Origin of the sequence: Rhizobium sp. NZLR1b (assembly GCF_019685155.1) — a bacterium.
GTDB lineage: Bacteria > Pseudomonadota > Alphaproteobacteria > Rhizobiales > Rhizobiaceae > Rhizobium.
The window spans coordinates 58927-69630 of sequence record NZ_JABDWC010000033.1 but is presented as its reverse complement, the minus strand read 5'-3'; the positions used below and the strand labels follow the sequence as shown (position 1 = coordinate 69630).

The 10704-nt window shown below is 59.7% G+C and carries 13 protein-coding genes and 1 pseudogene; 10 read left to right on the top strand and 4 right to left on the bottom strand.

The genetic code is table 11. The annotated features are described in order from the left end of the window. From purU to minE, 10 genes and pseudogenes are all read left to right on the top strand, one after another. A pseudogene (gene purU, locus HJB84_RS30685) lies at positions 1-120 on the top strand (formyltetrahydrofolate deformylase); the annotation flags it as partial. Between the two features lie 136 nt (positions 121-256). Beyond that, positions 257-1390, top strand: a complete 1134-nt coding sequence (locus tag HJB84_RS30680) for an aminomethyltransferase family protein (protein WP_207585326.1) — start codon at positions 257-259, stop codon at positions 1388-1390. 11 nt (positions 1391-1401) lie between these two features. Next, positions 1402-2007: a dimethylamine monooxygenase subunit DmmA family protein gene (locus HJB84_RS30675; protein ID WP_221117761.1), complete on the top strand. Its 606-nt coding sequence runs from the start codon at positions 1402-1404 to the stop codon at positions 2005-2007. Continuing rightward, positions 2004-2969: a PDR/VanB family oxidoreductase gene (locus HJB84_RS30670; RefSeq protein WP_207585324.1), complete on the top strand. Its 966-nt coding sequence runs from the start codon at positions 2004-2006 to the stop codon at positions 2967-2969. Before HJB84_RS30675 ends, HJB84_RS30670 begins: the two co-directional genes overlap by 4 nt. 33 nt (positions 2970-3002) lie before the next feature. Continuing rightward, a complete protein-coding gene (locus HJB84_RS30665; protein WP_207585323.1) occupies positions 3003-4043 on the top strand; it encodes a DUF3445 domain-containing protein in 1041 nt (346 codons plus the stop codon). A gap of 109 nt (positions 4044-4152) precedes the next feature. Further along, positions 4153-5490, top strand: coding sequence for an NAD(P)-binding domain-containing protein (locus tag HJB84_RS30660; protein WP_221117760.1), 1338 nt, complete (start codon positions 4153-4155; stop codon positions 5488-5490). Positions 5491-5612: 122 nt separating this feature from the next. Further along, on the top strand, positions 5613-6215 hold the full coding sequence (locus tag HJB84_RS34035) for a PAS domain-containing protein (protein ID WP_207585321.1): 603 nt from the start codon (positions 5613-5615) through the stop codon (positions 6213-6215). Positions 6216-6425: 210 nt separating this feature from the next. Then, a complete protein-coding gene (gene minC, locus HJB84_RS30650; RefSeq protein ID WP_207585320.1) occupies positions 6426-7145 on the top strand; it encodes a septum site-determining protein MinC in 720 nt (239 codons plus the stop codon). A gap of 79 nt (positions 7146-7224) precedes the next feature. Continuing rightward, the gene (gene minD / locus HJB84_RS30645) at positions 7225-8040 is read left to right on the top strand and encodes a septum site-determining protein MinD (protein ID WP_207585319.1); all 816 of its coding nucleotides are present in this window, start codon (positions 7225-7227) and stop codon (positions 8038-8040) included. Further along, on the top strand, positions 8037-8297 hold the full coding sequence (gene minE / locus HJB84_RS30640) for a cell division topological specificity factor MinE (RefSeq protein WP_003548116.1): 261 nt from the start codon (positions 8037-8039) through the stop codon (positions 8295-8297). The genes minD and minE overlap by 4 nt, the downstream gene beginning before the upstream one ends. A gap of 41 nt (positions 8298-8338) precedes the next feature. Here the strand turns inward: minE and HJB84_RS30635 are convergent, their stop codons facing one another. The 4 genes from HJB84_RS30635 to HJB84_RS30620 form a co-directional block, all read right to left on the bottom strand. Continuing rightward, the gene (locus HJB84_RS30635; RefSeq protein ID WP_207585636.1) at positions 8339-8719 is read right to left on the bottom strand and encodes a DUF6481 family protein; all 381 of its coding nucleotides are present in this window, start codon (positions 8717-8719) and stop codon (positions 8339-8341) included. 143 nt (positions 8720-8862) lie between these two features. Further along, entirely contained in the window at positions 8863-9087 is a 225-nt protein-coding gene (locus HJB84_RS30630; RefSeq protein ID WP_221117759.1) for a hypothetical protein, read from the bottom strand. Positions 9088-9309: 222 nt separating this feature from the next. Next, entirely contained in the window at positions 9310-9519 is a 210-nt protein-coding gene (locus HJB84_RS30625; protein WP_003548109.1) for a cold-shock protein, read from the bottom strand. A gap of 332 nt (positions 9520-9851) precedes the next feature. Continuing rightward, positions 9852-10640: an enoyl-CoA hydratase/isomerase family protein gene (locus HJB84_RS30620; protein ID WP_221117758.1), complete on the bottom strand. Its 789-nt coding sequence runs from the start codon at positions 10638-10640 to the stop codon at positions 9852-9854. Between the last annotated feature and the right edge of the window lie 64 nt (positions 10641-10704).

Here is a 10704-nt window from a genome sequence, read left to right as displayed (position 1 = left end):
AGCCAGGTGCTGGCCCGCGCCATCCACGCCCATATCCATCACCGCACCTTCATCAACGGCAACCGCACCGTGGTCTTCCCGGCAAGCCCCGGCAGCTACGCCTCCGAACGCATGGGTTGATCGCGGGGATCAATCGGCGGCGCGCAGAGGCTACAGAAGTTTTGGGGAAATGCATGGCGGGCGGGGTTGCCATGGCGCGAAAGACTTATATACTCAGGAAATAAATATTCCGTAGAAGAAATAAGAGGGAACGGGAATGGCTCTATCATGGCGTTTCTCAGTGCTAGCGGATCGGCATCGCGCTCTGGGATCGAAGCTTGAGGACTGGAGCGGCATGGGAACCGCCTGGACCTACGACAAGGACATGTCGGAAGAGCATGTCGCCGTCCGCACCAAGGCCGGCATCATGGATGTCTCGGGCCTGAAGAAGGTGCACCTGGTCGGCCCGCACGCCATCGCCGTCCTCGACGCCATGGCCACCCGCGACCTGACCAAGATCTATCCCGGCCGCTCGGTCTATGCGACCATGCTGAACGAGCGCGGCCACTTCACCGACGATTGCATCGTCTATCGTACCGGCCCGAACTCCTGGATGCTGGTGCACGGCTCCGGCTCCGGCCACGAGGAGATCGTCAGGCAGGCGGCAGGCCGAAATTGCGCCGTGCTCTTCGACGACGACCTGCATGACCTGTCGCTGCAGGGTCCGCTCGCGGTCGACTATCTCGCCAAATACGTCCCGGGCATCCGCGATCTCAAATATTTCCACCACATGCAGACGACACTGTTCGGCGCACCGGTGATGATCTCGCGCACCGGCTATACCGGCGAACGCGGCTACGAGATCTTCGTGCGCGGCCAGGACGCCGTCATGGTCTGGGACCGGATCGTCGAGGAAGGCAAGGAGATGGGCATCATCCCCTGCTGCTTCTCCGTGCTCGACATGCTGCGCGTCGAAAGCTACCTGCTGTTCTACCCCTACGACAATTCGCAGATGTATCCCTTCGCCGACCAGCCGCCCGGCGACAGCCTCTGGGAACTCGGCCTCGACTTCACCGTCAGCCCCGGCAAGACGGGCTTCCGCGGCGCCGAGGAACATGCCCGCCTCAAGGGCAAGGAACGCTTCAAGATCTTCGGCATGCTGATCGATGCCGATGGACCGGCCGATCTCGGCGACGACGTTTTTGCCGATGGCAAGAAAGTTGGCGTCATTACCTGCCCGAGCTATTCGTCGCTGACGAAGAAATCCATGGCGATTGCCCGTCTTGACGTTGACAAGGCGGTGCATGGGACGAAACTCGAAGTCCGCGGCAAGACCGTGAAGGCAAACGCCACCGCCCACACGCTCCCCTTCGACGATCCGGAGAAGAAGAAGAGGACTGCCGTAGGTTAAGGAGCACGCAAATGCTCGTTGCAGGCATCAAGAGCCGACCAGTCTACACGGGCCTGACCATCCAGCCGCACGCCCGGCGGCACATTTTCGCACTCGAAGGGGAGGGTGCCAAGGCTCTCCTCGACCAGCGGCCGGCGCTTGACGAAACCGCCCTTTCCCGCAGCGAAATCCTCTATGTCGCCCGCGGCTCGCAAGGTTCCGGCCTGAACGAGGCACTGCGCCAGCTCGGCGCCGACATGTTTTTCACGGCCCCGACGATCGCAACACTGCTCTTCCGATTGAAGGGCTCGCTTGCCACCGCCCATATGGGCACGCGGCTTTATATTGCGGGCACCGAAGGCTTCATCGGCCAGTCAATGCTGGTGGCGCTCGACTACGGCATGGACCACGCCTCCGTCATCACCGAGCACCGCGGGTCGCTCGCCAGACGCGTGCAATGCGTTCATTGCAAGGGCATTACCGACGACGTCACCGCCAGTCCCTTTACCTGCAGCCATTGCGGGTTGACGCTTCTGGTGCGCGATCATTATTCGCGCCGGCTCGCCGCCTTCCAGGGCGTCAATATCGATGCGGAAGAACCGGGCAGCGCGCCCGACCCCGAGGAGTTGTTCCTTTGAGCGGCGGCACAGAAATTCCCGTCCGCGTGGCGCGGATCACCCCGATCGCCGAACGCGTCAAACGTTTCCGCTTCGAGCGCCTCGACGGCAAGCCGATGCCTTATTTTTCCGGCGGCGCGCATATCATCGTCTCGATGAACGATGGCGGCCATATGCGCCGCAACGCCTATTCGCTGATGTCGCCGCCGCATGATTGCGCAGCCTATGAGATCAGCGTGCTGCATGTCGAGGATTCACGCGGCGGCTCCACGTTCATGCATGAGAAGGTGAGCGAAGGCGACGAACTGAGGGTCAGCTACCCCGTCAATCTCTTCCAGCCGGACTGGCGCGGACGCAAGCATCTTCTGATCGCCGGCGGCATCGGCATTACCCCCTTCATCGCGATGATGGAGCAGTTCTCCCGCGAGGGCGCCAATTTCGAGCTGCATTATGCCATCCGCACGCGCGATCGCGGCGCCTATTGGCGGCAACTGCTGGAGCGCTACGGTTCCCATCGCATCAAGATCCATTGCGACGCCGAAGGCGCCGCCATCCCCCTGACGCGCCTGCTCGACAGCCAGCCGCTCGGTACGCATCTCTATGTCTGCGGCCCGTCCGGGATGATCGATGGCGTGCTGAAAACCGGCGTCAATGCCGGCTGGCCGGAACAGAATCTGCATTCGGAACGGTTCCTGTCGTCGCTGCCCGGCAAGCCTTTCACGATGGAGCTGATCCGCTCCGGCAAGAGCGTGAAGGTCGGCCATCACGAAAGCATGCTGGAGGCGATCGAAGCGGCGGGCGTCGACGCACCCTTCCTCTGTCGCGGCGGCGCCTGCGGTCAATGCGAGACTGGGGTCGTCACCTGCGAGGGCAAGCTGCTGCACAATGACGTCTATCTGACGAGCGAAGAAAAGGCCTCCGGCCGCAAGGTGATGATCTGCGTTTCCCGCTTCGAGGGAAACAGGCTGCATCTCGATCTTTGACGGCATCGGATGAAGCGGAACAAGGAGACCGATATGGCAATAGCCTTCAAGCAGGAAACCTTCCGGAATGATTTCAGCTACGGCAACAGCCCCGAAAACATCCGGCGCTTCCCGTTTCCCTTCGAGCGCGACGAATACATGTATTCCGTCAACATGGAGCCGCATGTGCGTGGCCGGGCGGGCACCGTCTTCGAAAACCTGATCGACGTCGACGAACATTATGTCGCCGAGATGCACGACCGGGCACTTGTTTTGAAGGAGGATCCGCTTCGCTATCAGGCCCTGCCGCACATGATGAGCGCGCAATGGGATACGCTGGAACTGCTGATGGAAGAGCAGGCGGCGGGTAATCCCGACCATTTCACGCTGATCCGCAACGGCGACCAGTGGCGCTGGATCAACCGCCCGCTCGGCATCGACGACAGCTTCACCTTCGGCGATGCCTCGACGCTGCCCTATGAGCCGTTCGAATACATCACCCGCCAGGCCCAGGGCGATTTCTGCATCGTCGACCAACGCGACGGCAATCTGTGGATGGATGCCGGCATGGTAACGACGCAGGCCGACTGGTCGCTCGATTTCGATATCGGCATGAATTTCATGGAATGGCATGGGCCGGTGCCGCTCGCCCACCAGATCGGCGTCTTCGACCGGGCGCTGAAATTCCTGTTGAACCTGCAGCAAGGCAAGCCGACACGGCGGTTCAACTGGACGATGACGATCAATCCGCGGCTCGACACCAGCCCCGAGAATTATCACAAATGGGGTCCAGATCGCACCACCGTGACATCGGGCAATGTCGGCGAGAAGGTGTATCTGCGCGTCGAGCTGCAGAGCCTCTGGCGCCTGCCGCGTTCCAACGCCATCCTTTTCGTCATCCGTTGCTACCTGATGAACATGGAAGAACTCGTCACCGTGCCGAAGTGGGCGCGGCGCTTCCCGCGCGTGCTGAAGACACTGCCGCCAGAGCTCATCGATTATAAGGGCCTCACCCGTTTCCGCGAGACGACGATCGACTGGCTATCCAAATATGACGATGGCGCTCCGACCAGCCCCGGCATCTTTCCCGACTGAGGCGCCGCGATGCACACCAGCACCGCGCATCTCTCAGGCGCGGAAAACACCGTAACGATTTGAATTTCTTTCGTAAATCGATATCGCATAATCAAGAGGGGAATGCTTCATGACAAGAGTAGCCGTCATCGGTGCCGGTCCTTCCGGGCTGGCGCAGCTGCGCGCCTTTCAATCGGCTGCCCAGAAGGGCGCCGAGATCCCGGAGATCGTCTGCTTCGAAAAGCAGTCGGACTGGGGCGGGCTCTGGAACTATACCTGGCGCACCGGCCTCGACGAATATGGTGAGCCGGTCCATGGCAGCATGTATCGTTACCTCTGGTCGAACGGTCCGAAGGAATGCCTCGAATTCGCCGACTATTCCTTCGAGGAGCATTTCGGCAAGCCGATCGCCTCCTATCCGCCGCGCGCCGTGCTCTGGGATTATATCAAGGGCCGCGTCGAGAAGGCGAATGTCCGCCATTGGGTACGCTTCAGCACGCCGGTGCGTATGGTCCGCTTCGACGAAGCGACGAAGAAATTCACGGTGACGGCGCATAACCGCGTCGAGGACCGGATGTATGACGAGGAATTCGACTATGTCGTCGTGGCATCAGGTCATTTCTCGACGCCGAACGTGCCCTATTTCGAGGGCGTGAAGGCCTTCAACGGCCGCGTACTGCATGCCCACGACTTCCGCGACGCGCTGGAGTTCAAGGGCAAGGACATCCTACTCGTCGGCCGCAGCTATTCGGCCGAGGACATCGGCTCGCAATGCTGGAAATACGGCGCGAAATCGGTGACGACGAGTTACCGCTCGAAGCCGATGGGCTTCAAATGGCCGGAGAATTTCGAGGAGCGGCCGCTGCTGACCAGGCTCGAAAACCGCACGGCGCATTTCCTCGACGGCTCGACCAAGGAGGTCGATGCGGTAATCCTCTGCACCGGATACCAGCATCACTTCCCCTTCCTGCCTGACGACCTCCGGCTGAAGACCGCCAACCGCCTTTGGGCGGACAGTCTCTACAAGGGGGTGATCTTCGATAAGAACCCGCAGCTCTTCTATATCGGTATGCAGGACCAGTTCTATACTTTCAACATGTTCGACGTACAGGCCTGGTGGGCGCGCGACGTGATGATGGGCCGCATCGCGCTGCCGCCGCAAGAGGAGCTGAAAGCCAATTTCGACATGTGGCGCGCCCGCGAGGAGACGCTCGAGGATGCCGAACAGATGATCTGGTATCAGGGCGATTATGTGAAAGAACTGCTTGCCGAGACCGATTATCCCTCCTTCGACATCGAAGGCACCAACCGGACCTTCATGGAGTGGGAACATCACAAGGCCCACAATATCATGGGCTTTCGCGACCATGCCTATCGATCGCTGATGACCGGCAACATGTCGCCGAAGCACCACACGCCCTGGGTCGACGCGCTCGACGATTCCAAGGAGGAATATCTGCGCAACTGATCGGGCGAAGACTGCCGCGGGACAAGGTGTTCGCACACCTTCGTCCCGCATATTGCGGCCCACGCCTTTGGAACGTGACGACATAAATCCATCTGCAACTCTTCTCTTCGGACGTGGTCTTCATGGATTTTCAAACGAGCATTCTCGGACGCATGAGCGGCTTTCTCTATCGCTGCCGTGCCGATGAAAACTACACGATGCTTGAGATGACCGACGGCATCGAGCGCATCTTCGGTTATCCCCCCGACCAAATCGTCGGCAACCGCACGCGAACCTTCACCTCGATCATGTACGAGGAAGACGTGCCTTTGATGGACGAAATCGTCGGCCGGGCGCTGGAGAAGCGCGTGGACTGGACGATGGAATACCGCATCCGCCATGCAATGGGTCATCTCATCTGGGTGACAGAGACCGGCGGCGGCATCTGGGATCAAAAGGGCGAGCTTCTCTACCTCGAAGGCAGCATCATCAACATCGAATCGCTCTATCAGCGAATCGATGAACGGACCGCCGACATGCGCGTCACCGCTTCGAAGACCAACGAGATCCTGCAATCGCTGCGCTACCTGAAGCTGCTCGCCGTCAATGCCGGCATCGAGGCGGCCCGCGCCGGCACCGCCGGATCGGGCTTTGCCGTGCTTGCCGCCGAGATGCGCTCGCTCGCCAACTCCTCCGAAGAGGCCGCGCGCGCCATTTCCGAGGCACAACGCAAGGCGGAAGGCTGAGCGTTTCCCCGGCCAGCGAAATAATTATGGCTCGGGTCGAAGGCTGGATCGTTAACCGCTCTACGCCTGCTGATATTACAACACATTTTCAAGGACTTGCCGCAGTTTTGCGGTTGAAGTATCTTATCTCATTGTGGGGAATGTTAAGGCCGCGTTAACTTTTTGTTAACCATAGCCGCGCTAGACATGGTCAACGATTTCTTCACATAGATGACCAAAGTGCTAACAGACGCTCGCTCTATCCGCATCAAGGGCCGCTCTTTCCTCGCGGTCATGCTGTCCCCGGATCTTCCCATCGATGATTGGTTGATCAGGCTGGACGATCTGGCCGCGCGCTCGGCCGGCTTCTTCCTCGGACGGCCTGTCGTGCTCGACCTGACGGACCTGCAAATCGACCGGCCGCAGCTGAAGGACCTGATTGCCGAACTTGCCAAGCGCAATGTCAGCATCATGGGTATCGAAGGCGCACGGCCTTCCATGCTCGGCACGGGCATGCCCCCGGCGCTCAAAGGCGGCCGCTCGGCTTCCGACATCGAGGTTCAGGCGAATGAGCCTGTCGATCCGGTCGGGAAACAGGCAGCCGCCGAACCCCGTCCGGCGATGCAATCGATCGTCATCAGGGAGCCCGTGCGCTCGGGACAATCGGTGATCTTCCCGGAAGGCGACGTCACGGTCATCGGATCGGTCGCCTCCGGCGCGGAGGTCATTGCGGGAGGATCGGTCCATATCTACGGGGCGCTGCGCGGTCGCGCCATGGCAGGATCCATCGGCAACGCATCGGCGCGGATTTTCTGCCGCAAGCTCGAGGCCGAGCTGGTTGCAATCGACGGCATCTACAAAATGGCCGAGGACATGGCCTCCAATCTTCGCGGACAAGCTGTTCAGCTTTGGCTGGAAGACGACGCGATCATGGCAGAGAAACTGATCTGACGACAGCGCCGCGCGCTTTCATAAGATGCGCAAAGGACGTTGAAACACTTTGAATTGCGCCACGGCAAAGGAGAGAGACATGGGGAAAGTGATCGTCGTCACGTCAGGCAAGGGCGGGGTCGGAAAGACGACCTCGACCGCCGCATTGGGAGCGGCGCTGGCGCAACGCAATGAAAAAGTCGTCGTCGTCGATTTCGACGTCGGCTTGCGCAATCTCGACCTGATCATGGGCGCCGAGCGCAGGGTCGTCTACGACCTGATCAATGTCATCCAGGGCGACGCCAAGCTCACCCAGGCGCTCATCCGCGACAAACGGCTTGAGACGTTGTTCCTGCTGCCGGCCTCGCAAACGCGCGACAAGGATAATTTGACGGCCGAGGGCGTGGAGCGCGTCATCACTGACCTGAGGCGTTATTTCGACTGGATCATTTGCGACAGCCCCGCCGGGATCGAACGCGGCGCAACGCTTGCCATGCGCCATGCCGATGCTGCCGTTGTTGTCACCAACCCGGAAGTCTCGTCGGTACGCGATTCCGATCGCATCATCGGCCTGCTGGATTCCAAGACCGCCAAGGCCGAACGCGGCGAGCGGATGGAAAAGCACCTGCTTCTCACCCGCTACGACGCCAACCGCGCCGAGCGCGGCGACATGCTCAAGGTTGACGACGTCCTGGAGATCCTGTCCATCCCGCTGCTCGGCATCGTGCCCGAAAGCATGGATGTTCTGCGTGCATCGAACATCGGCGCGCCGGTCACGCTGGCAGACAGCCGCAGCGCGGCTGCGATGGCCTATTTCGATGCGGCCCGCCGGCTCGCCGGCGAGACCCTGCCGATGGCGATCCCTGAGGAAAAGCGGAATATTTTCGGCAAGATCTTCGGACGGAGGGCGGCATGAATATTTTCCGTCTTTTCAACAAGCAGAGAACCGCACCGGCCGCTCGCGAACGCCTGCAGGTGCTTCTTGCCCACGAGCGCTCTTCAGCCGGGTCGGACCTGGTCACGCTGCTGCGCGAGGAAATTCTCGCGGTAATCGCCAAGCATGTACAGCTCGACCACGACAAGGTGCAGGTGACGATCGATCGCAACGAATACGTCTCGACGCTCGAGATCGATGTCGAAATCCCGTTGAATGCAGCCGTGCAGGCCGCTTGAAAGAGGGCGCTGCCTGTTCAGACGACAGGCAGCGCTGACAATCACGACTTTCTGGCTTTTCGATTGGCGTAACGCAGGTCGCGTGCGGCCTTTCGGGCGGCTTCATCGGCAATCACGCGAGCGATCCGGTCTTTGTCGGCCGCTTCGCGCGCGTCGGCATCAGCACGTGCTTCGGCCTCGGCGGCCGCCTGACGTTCAGCTTCTGCGGCTTGAGCCCGCTCCAGTTCCTCACGCTTTACCCGCTCCCGCTCGGCGCGCCGTTCTTCCCGGGCTTCGGCGACGGCTTGACGCTCCGCCTGCTTTGCGATCCGCGTGGGTTCGGCCGTATCCTTGGCGGTACGAAACGCATTGAGGAGAGCCGCCTTGGCTTCGGCAGCGGCGCTGCGACGATCGGAAAGCTCGTTGTTTTTGGCGTGTTTCAAATCTGTTACCTGACTGTTTGACTGCGACACTAGAGCATGACGCCGAAACCGGTGGGGCTCTTCGGATGACCCTATGCTCTATTTCTCGATTTGGATCTGGACAGTATTATGCCAATCCGGCGTGTAATCATCTAGATCTTGAATCAAATTTTCTTTTTTCGCTTCACGGCAGGGCCGGCGGCCGCGATCGCGCGATCCTGCAATTCCTTCGCTTCACGGGCTTCGCGCAGTCTCAAGGTCTTTTCCTCGCGGGCGCGAACGGTCTGATCGATCTCTTCCACCGCGCGGCTTCTCGCCAAGAATTGCGATTGTGCGTTTCCGAAAGCGATCTCCGCCTGTTGGCGTGATTTGCTGTGTGTATCTGACATATTCGTCCTGGATTTCATTTAAGCGCCGCGCGTCTTTTTAGCAAAGGACGGTGGAACGCTTGGAATTGCTGCGTCATTCCTTAAACCGATTCCGATTTAAGGAATGATGCAGTGTTCGCTCAGCGAACGCAACAAAAAGGCCAGGCAACTTGCCTGACCTCGCCGGTATCACGCTTTCAACAGTGCCAGTACATCCGTGGTCAAAGGAAAGCAGATATCAATTTAAGCAGCTTGAAGATTGCAAGCGGACATTTTGCCCGACTTGTTATCGCGCTCAAGCTCGTAACCGATCTTCTGGCCTTCGACGATCTCACGCATGCCGGCGCGCTCAACGGCCGAGATGTGAACGAAGGCGTCAGCGCCACCGTCGTCAGGCTGAATGAAGCCGAAGCCCTTGGTGGAATTGAACCATTTAACTGTGCCAGTGGTCATAACAAACCCTTTCATAGCAATTGACAGGCCGCACGTGCGAGATGCACGACGGATGATAATCTCGATTTTGAAGAGGGAAGTTCGTCCAGGGCACGTTGTCGGCGTGCGATAACAAAAGTCAAACAAGCAATATCGACTATCCGGATATAATCATTGAACTCGAATTTGTCAACTTTCAGTTCTTCGAAACTCGATATTCTCTAAATGGTTGTATCTCAGCGGCTTTACACATCGCCGCAGAGCCGGCTCTTCCCCCGTGGTATCGGGCCGATATTAAGCAGCAGACGAGCCGCTGCCTAACTCGGAGGAATGATGATCAAAGTTTGATGCAGCTACCGTCCGGAAAACCGGATCTGTGGGATCGGCTCACCTTTCCGGATAGCCGCAGTTGCAGCGGCCATTCCCTCTGCGCCATCCCTGGTGTCGAGGATACCAGCGGTGACTTGGAGGGTAATGACGTCTGCGGCCGACACACCGCCCGACGACCAGGCCCGGATGAGCGAGCGCATCTTCCCGTAGGCAAGGGTCGGTCCGTTCGCGAGGCGCTGCAGGAGATCTTCCGTGACCTTCTCCAGTTCGGCGTCAGGAGCAAGGTGGGTTGCGACACCCAGATCCAACGCGGCCTTGCCGGATATCATCTCCGAGAGCAGGACCAGGCGCGTGGCGCGCGCACTGCCGACGCGATCGGCAAGTCGCTGCACTCCGCCGGTCATGGGAACTCCACCGACCATTCCCTCCGGGAAGAAAAGGTGTGCCGACTCTGCCGCCACGAGAAAATCGCATGCGAGAAGGAGTTCAAAACCACCGCCCAGCGCCATTCCGCTTACAGAGGCAACCGTCGGTATCGGCAATTCCTCAATCGCGCGCAACGAAGCCAAAACATCGGCGGCGAACGCTTCCAGGAATTTCGATCCCTTGCCTCCAATGTCACCTGGGTTATCTGCTATGGCGAAGCTGCCGGACGCGGAAGTCACATGAAGAACGCGGATGTCGCTTTCGTATGCCTGACGCACGCCAGCCCTCAGCGACGAGGGATAATCGGCTCCCGGCTCGCTGGCCGCGTCACCGAGCAAGATCAGCTTGCCCACCATACCATGCTGCTCGAAACGGAACGAACTCATGTCTTATCTCCTAATTTACTGACACTTATAGCCAGGCAGGCAGAACGCCTGCTACAAAACGGCT

What these genes read in the sequence shown, in the direction of transcription:
- HJB84_RS30665 (WP_207585323.1), top strand. Translation starts at nt 3,003, where the DNA reads ATGGCAATAGCCTTCAAGCAGGAAACCTTCCGGAATGATTTCAGCTAC.
- HJB84_RS34035 (WP_207585321.1), top strand. Translation starts at nt 5,613, where the DNA reads ATGGATTTTCAAACGAGCATTCTCGGACGCATGAGCGGCTTTCTCTAT.
- HJB84_RS30675 (WP_221117761.1), top strand. Translation starts at nt 1,402, where the DNA reads ATGCTCGTTGCAGGCATCAAGAGCCGACCAGTCTACACGGGCCTGACC.
- HJB84_RS30625 (WP_003548109.1), bottom strand. Translation starts at nt 9,519, where the DNA reads ATGACCACTGGCACAGTTAAATGGTTCAATTCCACCAAGGGCTTCGGC.
- minD (WP_207585319.1), top strand. Translation starts at nt 7,225, where the DNA reads ATGGGGAAAGTGATCGTCGTCACGTCAGGCAAGGGCGGGGTCGGAAAG.
- minC (WP_207585320.1), top strand. Translation starts at nt 6,426, where the DNA reads ATGACCAAAGTGCTAACAGACGCTCGCTCTATCCGCATCAAGGGCCGC.
- HJB84_RS30680 (WP_207585326.1), top strand. Translation starts at nt 257, where the DNA reads ATGGCTCTATCATGGCGTTTCTCAGTGCTAGCGGATCGGCATCGCGCT.
- HJB84_RS30630 (WP_221117759.1), bottom strand. Translation starts at nt 9,087, where the DNA reads ATGTCAGATACACACAGCAAATCACGCCAACAGGCGGAGATCGCTTTC.
- HJB84_RS30660 (WP_221117760.1), top strand. Translation starts at nt 4,153, where the DNA reads ATGACAAGAGTAGCCGTCATCGGTGCCGGTCCTTCCGGGCTGGCGCAG.
- HJB84_RS30620 (WP_221117758.1), bottom strand. Translation starts at nt 10,640, where the DNA reads ATGAGTTCGTTCCGTTTCGAGCAGCATGGTATGGTGGGCAAGCTGATC.
- minE (WP_003548116.1), top strand. Translation starts at nt 8,037, where the DNA reads ATGAATATTTTCCGTCTTTTCAACAAGCAGAGAACCGCACCGGCCGCT.